Source organism: Caballeronia grimmiae, assembly GCF_000698555.1.
GTDB lineage: Bacteria > Pseudomonadota > Gammaproteobacteria > Burkholderiales > Burkholderiaceae > Caballeronia > Caballeronia grimmiae.
Window position 1 is genome coordinate 179,652 of record NZ_JFHE01000003.1, and the last position, 16,032, is coordinate 195,683.

Genomic DNA, 16,032 nt, shown 5'->3' on the forward strand with positions numbered 1-16,032 from the left:
TTGAGCGGACTGTGTATCGAAAACGCAATGCTAGTGTGGTGGGTGCGCTACCCACAGCTTGGGAAACGGTCCGGAAATCCTTGCCACACAAGGCTTCTGGACCGGCTGGTTTTCGGAGTCGGGTATGACGCCTATTGACGTGGAAACGCGGTGGCGCTAGTCCGCGTAAGTGCCTCGTTCGTGGCTCACAGGCGTAAAAAAAGCGCCTTTCGGCGCTTTTTGACTGGGTTTCGTCTGCTTATTTGAGACTGCCCGAAAGGAACTGCTTCAGGCGCTCGCTCTTCGGGCTGCCGAAGAGCGCATCGGGATGACCTTCTTCTTCGATGCGTCCCTGATGCAGAAACACCACGTGATTCGACACGTTGCGCGCGAACGCCATTTCATGCGTGACGACGACCATCGTGCGGCCTTCTTCGGCGAGCGTCTGCATCACCTTCAGGACTTCACCGACGAGTTCGGGATCGAGCGCGGACGTGGGCTCGTCAAAGAGCATGACGTCGGGATGCATGGCGAGCGCCCGCGCGATCGCCACGCGCTGCTGCTGTCCGCCCGAGAGATGCGACGGATACTGCTTCTCGAGCCGCGGAGCGAGGCCCACTTTCTCGAGATAGGTGCGCGCCCGGTCCTCGGCTTCCTTCTTCGGCAGGCCGAGCACGTTGACGGGCGCTTCCATCACGTTCTCCAGCACGTTCATGTGCGACCAGAGATTGAAGTGCTGGAACACCATCGACAGTTTCGAGCGGACCTGACGCAACTGCTTCGGATCAGCGACCTTCAGTGCGCCGCTCTTGTCCATCATCGTGCGGACTTCGGCGCCATCGACGAAGATGCGCCCGCGATTCGGCTGCTCGAGAAAGTTGATACAACGCAGCATCGTGCTCTTGCCCGAGCCCGACGAGCCGATGATGCTAATCACATCGCCGGCGTTCGCCTTCAGCGATACGCCTTTCAGCACTTCATTGCTGCCGTACTGCTTGTGGATGTCGTCGACGAAAAGCTTGTGCTTCTGGGAATTCATGAACGGTCCTGGGGCGACTATTGCCTGACTTATTTGCCTTGAGGCCGCAGGTACGCGAGCCAGCGGTGCTCGGCGCGGCGGAAGAGCCACACGAGCGCGAACGAAATGACGAGGTAGAGCAGGGCGGCGATGCCGAACGCCTGAAACGACTGATACGTCGCCGAGTTCACGTCGCGAGCGATTTTCAAAATGTCCGGCACGGTCGCGGTGAACGCGACGGTCGTCGCGTGCAGCATCAGGATGACTTCGTTGCTGTAGTAGGGCAGCGCGCGGCGCAGCGCGGACGGCAGGATCACCCGGCGATACAGCGTGAAGCTCGACATGCCATAGGCGCGCGCCGCTTCGATTTCGCCGTAGGGCGTCGCCTTGATCGCGCCGGCGAAGATTTCCGTCGTATAGGCACAGGTGTTGAGCGTGAACGCGAGCAGCGTGCAGTTCATCCCGCTGCGGAAGAATTCGCCGAGCACTTGATGATCGCGCACGACCTGCAGGCTGTAGAGGCCCGTATAGCAGAGCAACAACTGCACGTAGAGCGGCGTGCCGCGAAAGACATACGTGTAGAGCCACACCGAGCGCGACAGCAGCTTGTTCTTCGAGACGCGCGCCACGGCGAGCGGCACGGACAGGCAAAAGCCCAAGCCGATGGACACGACCAGCAGCCACATCGTGATGGCGAGACCGGTGGTGCGATAGCCGTCGGTGAAAAGGTAGTTCTTCCAGAATTCCTGGATGATTTCGATCATGAAGTCCGCCGCTCTTGTTCGCTGGAGATGGCTGATTGCAGGGCTGATTAAGGGCCGGTCAGAGATCCGCTTTGCGCACGCCGATGGAATAGCGCCGCTCGAGCCAGATCAGCACGAAGTTCGAGATCGTGGTGATCGCGAGATAGATCACACCCGCGAGCAGCGTGAAGAAGAAGAACCGCTGCGTGCCCTTGCCGGCGTCCTGCGCGGCTTTCACGACATCCGCGAGGCCGATGATCGACACCAGCGCCGTCGCCTTGACCATGACCTGCCAGTTATTCCCGATGCCCGGCAGCGCGAAACGCATCATCTGCGGAAACATGATGCGCGAGAAGGTCTGCCAGGGCGTCATGCCATAGGCCGCGCCCGCTTCGAGCTGACCGCGCGGCACCGAGAGGAACGCGCCGCGAAACGTCTCGGTGAAATACGCGCCGTAGATGAAGCCGAGCACGAGAATGCCCGCGAGGAACGGATCGATGTCGATCTGATCCCAGCCGAGCTGATCGGTCAGAAGGTTCAGCCAGATCTGGATGCTGTAGAAGAGCAGCAGCATCAGCACGAGATCGGGCACGCCGCGAATCAGCGTCGTGTAGACGGTGCCGATGCCCGACGCAATCCGGTTCCTGGACAGCTTCGCCGCCGCGCCGATCAGTCCGATCACGAAGGCGAACCCGAGCGACAGCACCGCCAGCTTGACGGTCTGCCAGGTGCCCGCGAGGATCAGCGGACCGTAGCCTTGCAACATGGTGATTCCTTCGTAAGGTGCGCCACATATGACCGGCGCGCAATGGACCGCGCCGGGACGGCCTCCGTTTCGCAAGCGTCGTGCTCGGCGACCGGCTGGTTCGGGCTTCAGCGCCGGCGGTGCGTATTCTAGGTGGCCAAAATTGGCGAGCGTCCCGCCGTGCGCCGGTCCGCTGCGCGCCAACACCTGCAACGATGACGGCCCCGCAGGCTTTCCGCGGCGATACAACGACGCCGCCGGCCGAAAAGCGCGGTATTTTACCCGAACCGAGATCGCGCGCGGCGCGATGTCAGGACGTTTCCGATTACCTCCACCGGCGGGACGGTGTAGTGCCGGGGCGCTCGTTGTTCCAGGCGGCCGCCGCCCTTACATTCTGTCCATCGCAGTTCAACGTCTTTACCGGGAGCAATCATCATGTTCGAGATTCGCCGCAGCAACGAACGCGGTCATGCCAACCACGGCTGGCTCGACTCGTATCACAGCTTCTCGTTCGCCGATTATCACGATCCGGAGCATGTCCACTTCGGCGCGCTGCGCGTGATCAACGAAGACCGCGTCGCGGGCGGACAAGGCTTCGGCACGCACGGCCATCGCGATATGGAAATCGTGAGCTATGTGCTCGAAGGCGCGCTTGCGCACCGCGACAGCATGGGCAACGGCTCGACGATCCGTCCCGGCGACGTGCAGCGCATGAGCGCCGGCACCGGCGTGCGTCATAGCGAGTTCAACGGCTCGCCGAGCGAGACTGCGCACTTCCTGCAAATCTGGATCATTCCGGATGCACCGGGCGGCGCGCCCGGCTACGAGGAAAAGCGCTTCGCCGACGATGAAAAGCGTGGCCGCCTGCGCGTGATTGCATCGCCGGAAGGAGCGGAGGGGTCGGTCAGAATCGGCGCGGACGCCCGCATCTTCGCGGGACTCTTCAGCGGCGACGAACGCGCCGACTTCGACGTGCCGGCGGGGCGTCGCGTGTATGTGCACGTGGCTCGCGGCAATGTGTCGGTGAATGGCGAGCCGCTCCGTGCGGGCGATGCCGCGAAGATCGAGGATGTCGCGAAGGTCACGCTCGACGCCGGCGATAACGCCGAAGTGCTGCTGTTCGACCTCGCGTGAGCTTGCCTTAGGCTGCGTTAGTGTTGCCACAGTCGTGATGAAGCCGCGGAGCGCGCAAGCGCCCGCGGCTTTTTTGCGTCGCAGGAATTCATCACGCCGGGGGCGGCGCCGAGACGCCGCTCCGGGCCGGCGAAGCGCTTAAGGCTTTGCCGTGGCCGATGCACCGGCAGCCGCACCCGGTGCGCCATCCTGCGCGCCGCGATGCTTGCCCCAGCGCTCGTGCATGTTGTGCTCGTGCTCGCGCATCTTGGCGAAGTGCTTCTTGAGCGCGGTGCTGACTGTCGTCTTTTGCTGGTCGTTCAGCGAGTTATAGAAGTTGAGCCACGCGGTCGCCGTCTCTTCGCGCAGTTGCGCCTGCTGCTGCTCCAGCTTCTGATGCGCCGCGTGCATCGCGTTCAGGTCGAGAATCGGCTGATTCGCCATCGACTCGAACTGCTGATGCATCTGACGATGACTGTCGCGCATCGTGTCGCGGTTGTGCTTCATCGTGTCGATCGCGGTTTGCCAGAGCTTGTCCTGCTGCGCGTCGAGCTTCAACTGGCTATGCAACTGCTCCAGTTGCTTCTGCATGCGCATTTCCATGCGATGACCGCCGAGGCCGCCGGGAGCGCCCATCATGGCCGGGCCGCCGGCGGGCGGCGCGCTGGGCGCGTCGTTCGTGGCGGCATAGGCCGAGCCGAAGGTCAAGGCGAGTGCGGTAGCGGCGGCGGTGAGGATGCGATATTGCTTGCCCATCGTGAAGACTCCCTTTCTTTGTTGTCGGAGCCGAATTGCGAGGCCTCGTCGAGGTCTTGCGCTTCCGGTGAGACACAGCGTAGAGGCTTGCGGCGGCTTGCGTGTTACGCCCACGACGTTTCGTATTACGCTGGTTTACGCACTCCTTTCGCGGTAACACCCCGTAACCCTTTGGGGCGGATGCACCGTCAAACCGTCTCGGCTCACGCGCTAAACTTCTTCACATGACTACACAAATCCTTGTCGTCGACGACGACGCCGAACTGCGCGACCTTCTGCGTGACTATCTGGTCCGGCAGGGCATCGAAGTCTCCGTGCTGCATGACGCCGGCTCGCTCGAACGCCGTCTGGAGCGGGAACGCCCCGACCTCATCGTGCTCGACCTGATGATGCCTGGCGTCGATGGCCTCACCGCGCTGCGAAAGCTGCGCGCATCCGGCGATGACATCCCGGTCATCATGCTCACCGCGCGCGCGGACGACGTGGACCGCATCGTCGGCCTGGAACTCGGCGCGGACGATTACCTCGGCAAGCCGTTCAACCCGCGCGAACTGCTGGCTCGCGTGCAGGCCGTGCTGCGCCGCCGCCGCACGATTCCATCCGCGGCGCCCGAGCAGCGCGAGCCGTATTCGTTCGGCCGCTTCCGGCTGGATTTCCAGTCGCGCACGCTTCAGCACGACGAGAAGCCCATCACGCTGTCCGGCAGCGAGTTCGCGCTCCTGAAGATCTTCGTCAACAATCCGATGCGCACGCTCACGCGCGAACGCCTGCTCGAACTGCTCCACGGCCCTGAATACGACGGCACGGACCGCGGCATCGACGTGCAGGTGTGGCGCCTGCGCCGCATCCTGGAAACCGATCCTTCCGCGCCGCGCTTCATTCAGACGGTGCGAGGGCGCGGCTACGTCTTCGTTCCTGACGGCGAGCACAATGCGCCGGCCCATTGATTCGCTGTTCGGGCGGCTCGTCGTCCTCGTGATCGGCGTGCTGGTGCTGTCGCACCTCGCGTGGTTCGCGGTCATCCGCGTCGAGCGCGACAACTCGCAGACGCGCTATGCGGTCGAAGAGGCGGCGTTTCTCGTCGAGGCCGTGCGCCAGCACATCGCGAACAATCCGGATCAGCCGCTGCCGTCGCGGGTGCGCGTGGTTCCGCTCAACGCATCCGACGTGCCCCAGCCCGCTGCGGAAGACATTCCGCGGCCGCTGTCGCGTTTTCTCGAAGACATGAAGGACCGTCTGCCCGACAACACCGATGTGCGTCCCGGCGAACCCGGCGCGCCACCGAGCGTATGGGTGCACGGCGTGAAAGACGCCGGCTGGATCGTCGTGCCTGTGCAGCCGTTGCGTCCGCCTCGCTCGCGCGACCGCATGCTGGTCTGGCTCGCGATCATCTTTTCGACGGCAGTGCTCGCCGCGCTGTTCGCCGCGTGGCAACTGCAATCGCCGCTGCGCTCGCTCGCGCAGGCGGTCGGCCGCTTCGGACGCGGCCAGCCGACGCCGCCCGTGCCCGAACGCGGGCCCCGCGAACTGCGTCAGCTGACGCATGGCTTCAATCAGATGGTGCGCGAGGTCTCGCAGACCGAGAGCGATCGCGCCGTGATGCTCGCGGGCGTCGCGCATGACTTGAAGACGCCGCTCGCTCGCCTGCGTCTGCGCGCCGAGATGATGGACGACGAAAAAGCGCGCGACGGCGTCGTGCGCGACGTCGATTCGATGGCGCATATCGTCGATCAGTTTCTGGTGTTCGCGCACGACCGCCCGGACGGCAGCGAGCCGGTGCCGGTGGACGAGCACTGCGAGCGCATCGCGCGGGCGTATCGGGCGTACCGGCAGACGCCGCCGGGAACCGAATCGATCCGCCTCGTGCTCGAAGCGGGTCCGAGCTTCGTGCTCCCGGCGGCGACGCTCGATCGCCTGTTATCGAATCTGCTCGACAACGCGCATGCTTACGGCGCGCCGCCGATCGTCATCGAGACGCGGCGCGGGCCGAATGGCTGGAGTTTGAGCGTCGCGGATCACGGCAAGGGCATCGCGCCGGTCGATCTCATCAAGGCGAGCCGGCCGTTCGTGCGGCTCGATCCGGCGCGCGGCGGCAGCGGGCATAGCGGGCTGGGCCTTGCCATCGTCGAGCGGCTCGCGCGGCGCGCCGGCGGCGAATGCGAGATCGGCAATCATGCAGAAGGCGGCTTGCAGGTGCGAATGAGCTTTCCGTTCGATGTCGCGACGCAGCCGGTCACGGAACGCCGCGCCGGATCGCAGCACGAGGAACGCGCGCTGTAGCGAGGGGCGGCGTCAGTCGAACAGCGTTTCCAGCGCCGAAGCCGCCTCGCTGTCGACCGTGTTGTACGTCACCGTCGACGCTTCGAAGATGTAGTGCGTCGTGTACTTGCCGAGCCGCGCGAGTATTTCTTCCTGAATCACTTCGGGCGCGAGGTTGATCTTGAGATACCACGCGGTGGAAGAGAGCCGCGTCTGGAACGACCCGTACTCGGCAAGCAGTTGGTCGAACGTTTCAGCGTCCTGATCGCGGCACACGATGACCAGATTTCCCTTCATGCAATCCTCCCGGTGACGGCAAGCAATCGATATCCACATCGATGATACCTGCCCGCACGCGCACGCGCCCGGTTCACCGGCGCGCAGACGGCGCGACCGAAGCGCCTATTTGCCGGCGAGCCAGTTCTCGGGATGACGCGCCGGCGGGACCGGATCGGCAGGGCGCACTTCACTGCGGTCACGCCCGCGCGACTTCGCTTCATAGAGCGCGAGATCGGCGCGAGAAAGAATCCATTCGAGCGCGTCGCCGCCAGCCAGCTCCGTAATGCCGATGCTCACCGACAACTCCGCGTCGTCGGGCAGATGCGCGCAGTGCTCGTGATGGAAGCGCTTGCGCAGCCGCTCGAGCACGGCTTGCGCGTCCGCGAGCGAAGTCTGCGGCAGGATGATGCCGAACTCCTCGCCGCCGAGCCGGCCGACGGCATCGCTCGGACGAAGCTGCGCCCGGCACACTTCCGCGAAATGCTCGAGCGCGCGGTCGCCGGAAGCATGGCCGTAGCGGTCGTTGATCTGCTTGAAGTGATCGAGATCGGCGATCGCCACCGATAGCGGGGCGCCCGCCGAACGCGCCAGCTCGACCTCGTGACGTAACGTATCGAGAAAATAGCGACGCGAAAGCGCGCCGGTCAGTGCATCGTGGCGGGCCTCGGCGGACAGCAGCGTATTGGCCGCCTGCAACTGCTCGGCGAGATCGCGGGTCGCGCGATGCAGCCGGCGCTCGCGGGAATACGACGTCGCGATCACCACGGCCAGCGTCACTACGCCGAGCATCGTCAGAAAGACGAGCAGGCGGTCGCGATCATGGTTGCGGCTGATCTCCGGCCAGCTCGTGAGCGGATGGATGATATGCGCCGACAGCCCGGAATTGAGTCCGGTGCGCTCGTCGTAGAGCGAGGGCGACGCGTCGCCGTTGGCGGTATAGAAGCCTTGCGCGAGCGTCGGGGCAAGCCACGGCGCGGCCTCGCGCATCCGCTCGCCGACCGGTGCGACGCGCAACGGCGGAAACGCGTCGCGGCGGTAATGCTCGAAGCGCTCGCCGGGCGTCATTCGGGCGACGGGGGCATCGGGCATTGCCTGATATTCGAGACGGCCGTCGTGAGCCATCACGACGACGCCGTTTTCATCGGTGACGAAGGTGCCCGCTCGCGACACCCAATGCCGCAACCGGTCGATGCTCACCTTCGCGATGACCGCGCCGACCAGCAGTCCGTCCTCGTACACCGGCGCGGCGATGAAGATGCCCGGCTCGCCGGACAGCCTGCCGACGCCGTACATTTCCGCGAAACCGCCGAGCAGCGCCCGTCCGACGTAGGCGCGTGCGCTCATGTCATAGCCGATGAAGCTGTTCGGATCGGCCGCATTGCTCGACGCGATGCAGTATCCCCGGTCGTTGACGAGCCAGATCGAGTCGAGGCCGGAGAAGCCCTGGGCATCGTGCAGGAAGGCATCGACCTTGGCGAGGCTCGGCAAGGCCATCCATTGGGCGCGGCGGGCGGTTTCCGTCGCATTCGCGTTCAAGGCATAATGCCGCGATTCCGCGAGGGCGCGCTGCATCAGATCCATCTGCGCGAGCGTGGCCGGAATGGCGCGCGACATCGCCAGATCGCTCGCGATGATCTGCGCCATGTTGTCGACGATCGAAGCGGCCATCTGCCGCTCGGTGCGCACCGTCCCGGTCATCTCCTGTTGTACCATTCGGTCCGACAGCAGGCCGGCGGCGATCCAGCACGCGAGCACGATCAGCGCGAGGCCGAGCGTCGCGATCACGCGGTGCAGGTTGAGCCTGTTCATCATGCGGCGGGTGCGAACGGTCACGCCGCACGCATCGGGCGCGAGTGAAGCGCGCCGCTCGCGGCGAACATGCCGGTCGCACGTCCGGACGCGCGCCAGGGCGCGCCGCCGTCAGTCGATGACCGGCTGATCGCCGGCATGGCCGCGCCGGGCGGCAGCGTGCGGCGGGCGCGTTCATTGCGTCGCGTCAGGGCTGCGGTCGCGGTCTGTGCATGCGCACCGGGCCGGGCGATGCGGCAGAAGCAGTCTCTCGAGTCTGTCGGACGGCCTTCCGACTTGATTTTGGCGTCACGCATTGCATCGGCGCTCAATTTATTGTTTGTGGTAAGCCAAGATTGGACGATGTTTTTAGTCGTCTATCAAGCGCCTTCTCGTCATGCGCGACGTCTGTCCAACACAACGCCATGCCGCGCCGCCGTGCTTGCGCGGAGCTTGCGCCGCGCTTGCCGCCGTGGCTGGCGGGCTCGAAGCGCGCCGGAATGCCGTTGCGCCACGCCGACGCTCCGGGGAACCGCGCCTTGATTTTTGCCTTCGTCGTGCCGAAGAGCAACAGAAGCATCGCATGAATGGGCGAAGTACGGGAGAGGAGGTTGTGCCCGTCATCGTGCATGGTGTAGTGTCGCTCGGTTCGGCGGGCCGCACCTGTAGTCGATTCGGCGGGCAGCCGCGTTGAATGCCGGGGCGCCGCGCAGCGGCCAACGGGAGGCCTCTGACCCGCGCGACGGCGCTGGCCGTCTCGAGCATTACCCGCGCCTCGCGCGGTTGGAACAAAGCCTTACGGGGAGGGCCTTGAATGGAATTTGGTTTCAATCTGAATCGCACGGCGAATGCGTCGGCGTGGCGGCTCCTGCCCAACCGGTGGGACTTCGTCGCGTTCCCGATGATCATCTGCATCATCGCGCTCGCCGCCGTCGGCTTTCACGAGACCCTCGCGCCGATCTCGACGCTGCAGACGCAGGCCATCTCCCTCGACCCCGCGAATCTCCCCGAATACGCGCTGCGCACGACGCTGCGCATGCTCGCGGCGATGGTTGCGTCGCTCATCTTCACGCTCGTCTACGGCACGCTGGCGGCCAAGAGCCGGCGGGCGTCGATCGTGCTCGTGCCGATCCTCGACATCCTCCAGTCGGTGCCGGTGCTCGGCTACATTTCCTTTACCGTCACGTTCTTTCTCGCGCTGTTCCCCGGGCGCGTGATCGGCGCGGAATGCGCGGCGATCTTCGCGATCTTCACGAGCCAGGCGTGGAACATGACGTTCAGCTTCTATCAGTCGCTGCGCACGGTGCCGCGCGACCTGGACGAAGTGTCGCGCGGCTTTCATCTCACCAACTGGCAGCGCTTCTGGAAGCTCGAAGTGCCGTTCTCGATGCCCGGCCTCATCTGGAACATGATGATGTCGATGTCGGGCGGCTGGTTTTTCGTGGTCGCATCCGAGGCGATCACGGTCGGCAACCGCACCGTGGTGCTGCCGGGCATCGGCGCGTATCTGGCAGCCGCTATCGGCGAACGCAATCTTGGCGCGATCGGCTGGGTGATTTTGACGATGACCATCGTGATCCTCGCATACGACCAGTTGATGTTCCGCCCGCTCGTCGCGTGGGCGGACAAGTTCCGCATGGAAAACACGAGTTCGGGCAATGCACCCGGATCGTGGCTGCTCGACCTCATTCGCCGTACGCGCCTGATTCACCGGCTGCTCGTGCCGGCCGGATGGATTCTCTCGAAGGCGGCGCGCGTGCCGATCCGCCTGCCGTCGATTCAACGCGTGCGCCTGCCGTTGCGCGCGCCGCTGCAGTCGACGCGCGCGGGCGATATTGCGTGGGGCGCGGTCGTGCTGGTGCTGACGGTGTTCGTCGTGTGGAAAGTGGTGTCGTTCGTCGCGACGGGCGTCACGTGGGGCGAAGTGGGCCACGTGTTCGTGCTCGGCTTCATCACGCTGATTCGCGTGGTGGTGCTGATCGCGATTGCATCGGTCGTGTGGGTGCCGGTCGGCGTGCTGATCGGGCTGCGTCCCGCGCTCGCCGAAAAATTCCAGCCGCTCGCGCAGTTCCTCGCGGCGTTTCCGGCGAACCTGCTGTTTCCGGTGTTCGTCGTGGCGATCGTGCGCTGGCATCTGAACCCGGACATCTGGCTTTCGCCGCTCATTGTGCTCGGGACGCAGTGGTATATCCTGTTCAACGTGATCGCGGGCGCGTCGGCCTATCCGAACGATTATCGAGAAGCCGCGACCAACTTCCAGATTCGCGGGTGGCAGTGGTGGAAGAAGGTCATGCTGCCCGGCATCTTCCCTTACTACATCACCGGCGCGATCACTGCGTCGGGCGGCGCGTGGAACGCGAGCATCGTCGCGGAAGCGGTGTCGTGGGGCGATACGAAGGTCGTCGCGCACGGCCTCGGCGCGTATATCGCGCAGACCACCGCCAATGGCGACTATCCGAAGATCATTCTCGGCATCGCCGTGATGTCGCTCTTCGTGACGTTGTTCAACCGATTGTTGTGGCGTCCGCTGTACGCCTACGCCGAAGCCAGGCTTCGACTGGATTAAGGACGAATTCCGATGCAGAACCTCAAGAACACGCAGACGCCCGGCGCGCAGACCGCTCCGCGCACGGGCGCGGCCGCAACGCCGGCGAAGCCGCCGCATCCGGGCGCCGAAATCCTGCGCGTGCAGAACGTCAGCCGCGGCTTTAACAAGACGCAGGGCGAACTGCTCGTGCTCGACGACGCGAACCTCTCCTTGCGTCAGGGCGAAATCGTCGGCTTGCTGGGGCGCTCGGGATCGGGCAAGTCGACGCTGCTGCGCATCATCGCCGGCTTGATCGAACCGACCGCCGGCGAAGTCACGTATCTCAACGAGCCGTTGCGCGGCCCGGCGAAGGGCGTCGCGATGGTGTTTCAGACCTTCGCACTGTTCCCGTGGCTGACCGTGCTGCAGAACGTGGAAGCGGGTCTCGAAGCGCAGGGAGTCGGCGCGCGGGAGCGTCGTGAACGGGCGCTGGCCGCGATCGATCTGATCGGCCTCGACGGTTTCGAGAACGCCTATCCGCGCGAGCTGTCCGGCGGCATGCGCCAGCGCGTGGGCTTTGCGCGCGCGCTCGTCGTCGATCCGACGCTGCTGCTGATGGACGAACCGTTTTCCGCGCTCGACGTGCTGACCGCCGAAAACCTGCGCACGGACCTGCTGGACCTGTGGACGCAGGGGCGGCTGCCGATCAAGTCGGTGTTGATCGTCACGCACAACATCGAGGAAGCGGTGTTCATGTGCGACCGGATTCTGGTGCTGTCGTCGAATCCGGGGCGCGTGATGGCCGAAATCAAGGTGCCGTTCAAGCATCCGCGCAACCGGCTCGATCCGGCGTTCCGCCGCCTCGTCGACGACATCTACGCGAAGATGACCGCGCGCCAGCTCGATGAATCGAAGAAGAAGGGGCTGGAGCTTGGAAGCTGGCTGCCGTCGGTGTCGACGAACCTGATGGCCGGGCTCATCGAAACGCTGGCTGCGGAGCCGTATCACGGGCGCGCGGACATGCCGGAAATTGCGCGGTCGCTGCATCTCGAAGTGGACGATCTCTTTCCGATCGCGGAAGTGCTCCAGCATCTCGGCTTCGCGGACGTGCGCGAGGGCGACATCTATCTGACGCCGCAGGCGCGCGTGTTCGCGGAATTCGGCACGCAGGAACGCAAGATGATGTTCGCGGAACATCTTTTGAGGCACGTGCCGCTTGCCGCGCGGATCAAGAAGGTGCTCAACGAGCGGCCGGGGCATCGCGCGCCGCGCGTGCGCTTCGAACAGGAACTGGAGGACTTTCTCTCCGATAAGGCCGCGCAGGAGACGCTGGATGCGGTCATCGACTGGGGACGGTATGGGGAAATCTTCTCGTACAACGACCAGACGGAGATGCTCAGTCTGGAGGATGTGGAAGGTTAGGGGTTCTGTTTGATTCGATCAGAAAGCGCGGTGGCCGGGGACGGCGCCGCGCTTTTTTGCGTTGGGATTGGCCGAATGGCTGAGTGTCGGCAAACAGCAAGGCGACATACATTTTCATCTCCGATACTGTGCCGTGTGTGTAAAACTACACACGCGGCATCCGAAGAAGAGATGAATTCATCAACCCTGATACGGATGCGCATGGAGATTGGCTGGCAACTGATGCGCATCAGTGGCAGTCACCACACTTTCAAACATCCAAACGCGAACAAGCTGGTAACCGTGCCGCATCCGAAGAAGGATCTGAGCATCGGGACATATAGACCGATCCTCAAACGCGCTGGCTTGCTGGACCGTCGGCACTGAACGGAGAAACTGGACATGAAATCTCCCATCGCTATCCACAAGGACGAAGGGAGCGTCTACGGCGTGATCGTCCCGGACATTCCCGGCGTTTTCTCTTGGGGCGAGACCATCGACCACGCAATCGACAATACGAAAGAGGCCATCTTCGGCCACGTCGCAACGTTGATAGAACTCGGGGAAGAAGTCGGCATCACAAATTCGTCGATGGACGAACTGATTACCCACCCCGACTACGAAGGCGCCATCTGGGCCTTCGTCGAAGTCGATCTCTCGAAGCTCGACTCGAAGCCCGAGCGCATCAACATCAGCTTGCCGCGTTTCGTACTGCACAAGATCGACAGTTACGTCGAAGCCCGGCACGAGACGCGCAGCGGCTTTCTCGCGCGTGCCGCGCTGGAAGCGATCGCGCACGGCTGACCCATGCGAGAAAGCGCGGTCCCGTTACCGGGAACCGCGCTTTCGTCTTCACACCCGAGCAGTCATTACTGCAGCGTGCCCCAGCGCTCGACGGCAGGCTCGGCGGACGCCCATTTCCATCCTTCGCTCTGCTTGCATGTGGTCGCGAGGAACCAGTCCGCATGCGCATCGGGCTCGTCGCCGTCCGCGACGGAGAACGCGAACTCCTTGCAACTCGCGAGCGCGTTGTCGAACACGCGCAGCACGCGGACGTCGCCGTGGCCGTTCTCGATCGGCAGCGTGTGCTTGACCTTCCACGGGCGCGTTTCGCCCACCGCCGAGTCGCCCGCCGTCGCCGCGATCGCCATTTGCTGATCGGTATGGAGCGATTTGGACACGCGCTTGACGGCTTCGTCCGTGGCGGCCTGCACCGCGATACCCACGCCGATACCGATTGCCGGATTGGTCGTGACCGCGCCCGTCGCCACGCCCGCGACCGCGCCGGTCGCCGCGCCGATCGACGCGCATCCGCTCATGGCCGCGCACGCCGCTGCAACGGCGGCCAGAAGCGCAAGGCGCAGCGCCGCCGGATTCATCAGCCGCACCGTCATTGCAACGAGCCCCAGCGCGGCGTGGCAGGTTCCGCCGACGCCCACTTCCACTTGTTGCCATCTCGGCAGACGGACGCGACGTAAAACGCGCTGTCGGCGGCGCGATCCGTGGTGGCGTCGCGATCGACGGAAAACACGATTTCCTTGCAATCCAGCGTGCCGCTGCTGATCGCGCGGCTGACGGTCACGCGGCCTTTCTCGTCTGCTTCGAGCGGGATCGAGTGGACCGACACCCACGGCGCAACCGCGCCGACGCCGAGCGGGCCCGCAGCCGCGGCGATTTTGTCCTGGGTATCCGTGTGAATGACACGTTGCGTGTACTGCACGCCCGCGCGTGCCGCCGCGACTGCGCCCAGACCGATGCCGGTGGCGACCGCCGCGTTGTCCGTCACCTTCGCGGCGATGGCCGCGCCCGCGATACCCGCGCCCGCCGTCGCGCCTTCACTGTAAAGCGAGTTACACCCGCTCAAGGTCAGGCACGCGATGGCGCCGGAGACGATCGCGGTGAGCGCGGCGACGCGACGGCCGCGCCGGGGGACACAGATCTGCATGTTGCTTTTCCTTCGTCTGCCGTTTTTCTAACGATGCGATCGAACGCACGCGGCTAAGTCTTGTTCCGAACGATTGCCCGCGACGAGCGAACAGGCGCGACGCATCGCGGGCTTCGCGCATTTTGAAGCAAGCCTCTAATTACCGGTGCGGGAAAATTGCAAGAAATTGCAAGCGCGGGGAACGTGTTGCGCGGCGCGTAACACTGGAAGCGCCGCCGAGGACCGGATGCCGATAACGCCTCCGGTCCGATCCGCTGGCGCGAATCAGCTTTCGCCAGCCGACGAAGCCGTGTCGCCGCCTTCGGTGTCCTCGTTCTCGTAAGCGCCGAGGCGGTTATACAAGGTCTTCAGGCTCACGCCGAGCGCTTTCGCCGCGCGCCGCTTGTCGCCGCCGCAATGCTTGAGCGTGCCGAGAATGATCTGCTTTTGCGCATCGGCGAGCGGCGTGCCGACCCAGACGTTCATCGCATCGCCCTGAGTGATCGGCTTCTTCACCCGCGACGCCAGATGCGGATGCGCGATCTCCACCGTCTTCTCCGCCAGAATGAACGCGCGATACACCGTGTTCTTCAGCTCACGGACGTTGCCCGGCCACGAATAGGTACGCAGCACGTCGAGCGCGCGCTTGCTGAACGCCTTGTTCGTACCTTCCTGCGCGTTCATCTCGGACAGGAAATACTGCGCGAGCAGTTCGCGGTCCGAATCGCGCTCGCGCAACGGCGGCGCGCGCAGCGGGAAAACCGCAAGGCGATACATCAAGTCCTCGCGCAGTCCGTTCTCTTTCACAGCGGCGATGGGATCGCGGTTGGTCGCGGCAATCACGCGCACGTCCGACCGGATGAGATCGTTGCCGCCGACCCGGAAGAACGTGCCGGTCTCGAGCGCGCGCAGCAACTTCACTTGCCGGACCGGCGACATTTCCGTCACTTCGTCCAGAAACAGCGTGCCGCCGTTGGCGTGTTCGAAGTAGCCGACGCGCCCCTGCACCGCGCCCGTGAAGCTGCCTTTCTCGTGGCCGAAAAGCTCGGCTTCGATCAGATTGTCGGGAATCGCGCCGCAGTTCACGGCGATGAACGGCGCGTCCTTGCGCGCGCTCTGGTCGTGAATGGTCCGCGCGACGAGTTCCTTGCCGGTGCCGGACTCGCCGATGATGAGCGCCGTCGCATCCGTTCCGGCGACGCGCTCGATCTGTGAATACAGCTCGAGCATCACGGGCGACGAGCCGTACAGCAGTCCGTAAGACTTCAAACCCGGCACATCGCCCGCATTGCGCTTCTTCTGCGCGGGTGTATCGCCTGCGACGAGCGGCGGGTCAAGATCGGTTGACGCCATAGGTCCTGGTGGTTCCTGAGTATTGCGAATGTGGTTGGGCGGGCAGCGTCGCAGCAGTCGATGCAGGCGCCGCCGAAGCGGGCAGGGCGCGATCGCAGTCGCGCGCGAGCCACGAGCCGCGTTCGTGCGTTGGATTTCCTCGCGCGC

At 64.5% G+C, this 16,032-nt stretch carries 18 protein-coding genes; 7 read left to right on the forward strand and 11 right to left on the reverse strand.

Annotated features, from left to right (window positions below; genetic code table 11):
• Positions 1-238: 238 nt before the first annotated feature.
• Genes BG57_RS05130 through BG57_RS05140 form a run of 3 tightly spaced genes read right to left on the reverse strand, consistent with a single transcriptional unit; the run spans position 239 to position 2,506 of the window.
• Entirely contained in the window at positions 239-1,018 is a 780-nt protein-coding gene (locus BG57_RS05130; RefSeq protein ID WP_035960688.1) for an ABC transporter ATP-binding protein, read from the reverse strand.
• A gap of 29 nt (positions 1,019-1,047) precedes the next feature.
• A complete protein-coding gene (locus tag BG57_RS05135) occupies positions 1,048-1,761 on the reverse strand; it encodes an ABC transporter permease (protein WP_035960689.1) in 714 nt (237 codons plus the stop codon).
• A gap of 58 nt (positions 1,762-1,819) precedes the next feature.
• Positions 1,820-2,506 carry an ABC transporter permease gene (locus tag BG57_RS05140; protein WP_035960691.1) on the reverse strand — a complete coding sequence of 229 codons (687 nt, stop codon included), beginning with the start codon at positions 2,504-2,506 and terminating at the stop codon, positions 1,820-1,822.
• 414 nt (positions 2,507-2,920) lie between these two features.
• Between BG57_RS05140 and BG57_RS05145 the strand changes: the two genes are divergently transcribed.
• Positions 2,921-3,619, forward strand: coding sequence for a pirin family protein (locus BG57_RS05145; RefSeq protein ID WP_035960692.1), 699 nt, complete (start codon positions 2,921-2,923; stop codon positions 3,617-3,619).
• Positions 3,620-3,757: 138 nt separating this feature from the next.
• Here BG57_RS05145 and BG57_RS05150 read toward each other — a convergent pair whose 3' ends face one another.
• Positions 3,758-4,354 carry a Spy/CpxP family protein refolding chaperone gene (locus tag BG57_RS05150; protein WP_035960693.1) on the reverse strand — a complete coding sequence of 199 codons (597 nt, stop codon included), beginning with the start codon at positions 4,352-4,354 and terminating at the stop codon, positions 3,758-3,760.
• A 224-nt stretch (positions 4,355-4,578) separates the two neighbouring features.
• On the opposite strand from BG57_RS05150, the gene BG57_RS05155 reads away from it, so the two are divergent.
• Together BG57_RS05155 and BG57_RS05160 are read left to right on the forward strand one after the other, a co-directional pair.
• The gene (locus BG57_RS05155) at positions 4,579-5,301 is read left to right on the forward strand and encodes a response regulator (RefSeq protein ID WP_035960694.1); all 723 of its coding nucleotides are present in this window, start codon (positions 4,579-4,581) and stop codon (positions 5,299-5,301) included.
• Entirely contained in the window at positions 5,285-6,634 is a 1,350-nt protein-coding gene (locus BG57_RS05160) for an ATP-binding protein (RefSeq protein ID WP_035960695.1), read from the forward strand. The genes BG57_RS05155 and BG57_RS05160 overlap by 17 nt, the downstream gene beginning before the upstream one ends.
• Before the next feature lie 12 nt (positions 6,635-6,646).
• Here the strand turns inward: BG57_RS05160 and BG57_RS05165 are convergent, their stop codons facing one another.
• From BG57_RS05165 to BG57_RS32445, 4 genes are all read right to left on the reverse strand, one after another.
• Positions 6,647-6,910: a double-stranded DNA-specific endonuclease gene (locus tag BG57_RS05165; protein ID WP_035960696.1), complete on the reverse strand. Its 264-nt coding sequence runs from the start codon at positions 6,908-6,910 to the stop codon at positions 6,647-6,649.
• Between the two features lie 105 nt (positions 6,911-7,015).
• Entirely contained in the window at positions 7,016-8,701 is a 1,686-nt protein-coding gene (locus tag BG57_RS05170) for a GGDEF domain-containing protein (RefSeq protein WP_035961141.1), read from the reverse strand.
• A 20-nt stretch (positions 8,702-8,721) separates the two neighbouring features.
• Positions 8,722-8,997 carry a hypothetical protein gene (locus BG57_RS05175; RefSeq protein ID WP_035960697.1) on the reverse strand — a complete coding sequence of 92 codons (276 nt, stop codon included), beginning with the start codon at positions 8,995-8,997 and terminating at the stop codon, positions 8,722-8,724.
• An 11-nt stretch (positions 8,998-9,008) separates the two neighbouring features.
• Positions 9,009-9,311 (reverse strand): hypothetical protein, encoded by a 303-nt coding sequence (locus BG57_RS32445; protein ID WP_152562526.1) that lies wholly within the window; start codon positions 9,309-9,311, stop codon positions 9,009-9,011.
• A 183-nt stretch (positions 9,312-9,494) separates the two neighbouring features.
• Between BG57_RS32445 and BG57_RS05180 the strand changes: the two genes are divergently transcribed.
• The 4 genes from BG57_RS05180 (at position 9,495) to BG57_RS05195 (ending at position 13,412) form a co-directional block, all read left to right on the forward strand.
• Complete coding sequence (locus BG57_RS05180) at positions 9,495-11,246, forward strand: ABC transporter permease (RefSeq protein ID WP_035960699.1); 1,752 nt, start codon at positions 9,495-9,497, stop codon at positions 11,244-11,246.
• A gap of 12 nt (positions 11,247-11,258) precedes the next feature.
• A complete protein-coding gene (locus BG57_RS05185; RefSeq protein ID WP_035960701.1) occupies positions 11,259-12,629 on the forward strand; it encodes an ABC transporter ATP-binding protein in 1,371 nt (456 codons plus the stop codon).
• A 171-nt stretch (positions 12,630-12,800) separates the two neighbouring features.
• A complete protein-coding gene (locus tag BG57_RS05190) occupies positions 12,801-12,995 on the forward strand; it encodes a type II toxin-antitoxin system HicA family toxin (RefSeq protein WP_035960702.1) in 195 nt (64 codons plus the stop codon).
• 15 nt (positions 12,996-13,010) lie between these two features.
• Positions 13,011-13,412, forward strand: coding sequence for a type II toxin-antitoxin system HicB family antitoxin (locus BG57_RS05195; protein ID WP_035960703.1), 402 nt, complete (start codon positions 13,011-13,013; stop codon positions 13,410-13,412).
• Between the two features lie 65 nt (positions 13,413-13,477).
• Here the strand turns inward: BG57_RS05195 and BG57_RS05200 are convergent, their stop codons facing one another.
• From BG57_RS05200 to BG57_RS05210, 3 genes are all read right to left on the reverse strand, one after another.
• Positions 13,478-14,002, reverse strand: coding sequence for a hypothetical protein (locus BG57_RS05200; protein WP_035960704.1), 525 nt, complete (start codon positions 14,000-14,002; stop codon positions 13,478-13,480).
• Positions 13,999-14,553 (reverse strand): hypothetical protein, encoded by a 555-nt coding sequence (locus BG57_RS05205; protein ID WP_035960705.1) that lies wholly within the window; start codon positions 14,551-14,553, stop codon positions 13,999-14,001. Before BG57_RS05205 ends, BG57_RS05200 begins: the two co-directional genes overlap by 4 nt.
• Positions 14,554-14,817: 264 nt before the next feature.
• Entirely contained in the window at positions 14,818-15,885 is a 1,068-nt protein-coding gene (locus tag BG57_RS05210; protein ID WP_035960706.1) for a sigma-54 interaction domain-containing protein, read from the reverse strand.
• Positions 15,886-16,032 lie beyond the last annotated feature (147 nt).

Coding starts and splice junctions, on each gene's coding strand:
- BG57_RS05130 (WP_035960688.1), bottom strand. CDS start 1,018: ATGAATTCCCAGAAGCACAAGCTTTTCGTCGACGACATCCACAAGCAG.
- BG57_RS05135 (WP_035960689.1), bottom strand. CDS start 1,761: ATGATCGAAATCATCCAGGAATTCTGGAAGAACTACCTTTTCACCGAC.
- BG57_RS05140 (WP_035960691.1), bottom strand. CDS start 2,506: ATGTTGCAAGGCTACGGTCCGCTGATCCTCGCGGGCACCTGGCAGACC.
- BG57_RS05145 (WP_035960692.1), top strand. CDS start 2,921: ATGTTCGAGATTCGCCGCAGCAACGAACGCGGTCATGCCAACCACGGC.
- BG57_RS05150 (WP_035960693.1), bottom strand. CDS start 4,354: ATGGGCAAGCAATATCGCATCCTCACCGCCGCCGCTACCGCACTCGCC.
- BG57_RS05155 (WP_035960694.1), top strand. CDS start 4,579: ATGACTACACAAATCCTTGTCGTCGACGACGACGCCGAACTGCGCGAC.
- BG57_RS05160 (WP_035960695.1), top strand. CDS start 5,285: ATGCGCCGGCCCATTGATTCGCTGTTCGGGCGGCTCGTCGTCCTCGTG.
- BG57_RS05165 (WP_035960696.1), bottom strand. CDS start 6,910: ATGAAGGGAAATCTGGTCATCGTGTGCCGCGATCAGGACGCTGAAACG.
- BG57_RS05170 (WP_035961141.1), bottom strand. CDS start 8,701: ATGAACAGGCTCAACCTGCACCGCGTGATCGCGACGCTCGGCCTCGCG.
- BG57_RS05175 (WP_035960697.1), bottom strand. CDS start 8,997: ATGCGTGACGCCAAAATCAAGTCGGAAGGCCGTCCGACAGACTCGAGA.
- BG57_RS32445 (WP_152562526.1), bottom strand. CDS start 9,311: ATGCACGATGACGGGCACAACCTCCTCTCCCGTACTTCGCCCATTCAT.
- BG57_RS05180 (WP_035960699.1), top strand. CDS start 9,495: ATGGAATTTGGTTTCAATCTGAATCGCACGGCGAATGCGTCGGCGTGG.
- BG57_RS05185 (WP_035960701.1), top strand. CDS start 11,259: ATGCAGAACCTCAAGAACACGCAGACGCCCGGCGCGCAGACCGCTCCG.
- BG57_RS05190 (WP_035960702.1), top strand. CDS start 12,801: ATGAATTCATCAACCCTGATACGGATGCGCATGGAGATTGGCTGGCAA.
- BG57_RS05195 (WP_035960703.1), top strand. CDS start 13,011: ATGAAATCTCCCATCGCTATCCACAAGGACGAAGGGAGCGTCTACGGC.
- BG57_RS05200 (WP_035960704.1), bottom strand. CDS start 14,002: ATGACGGTGCGGCTGATGAATCCGGCGGCGCTGCGCCTTGCGCTTCTG.
- BG57_RS05205 (WP_035960705.1), bottom strand. CDS start 14,553: ATGCAGATCTGTGTCCCCCGGCGCGGCCGTCGCGTCGCCGCGCTCACC.
- BG57_RS05210 (WP_035960706.1), bottom strand. CDS start 15,885: ATGGCGTCAACCGATCTTGACCCGCCGCTCGTCGCAGGCGATACACCC.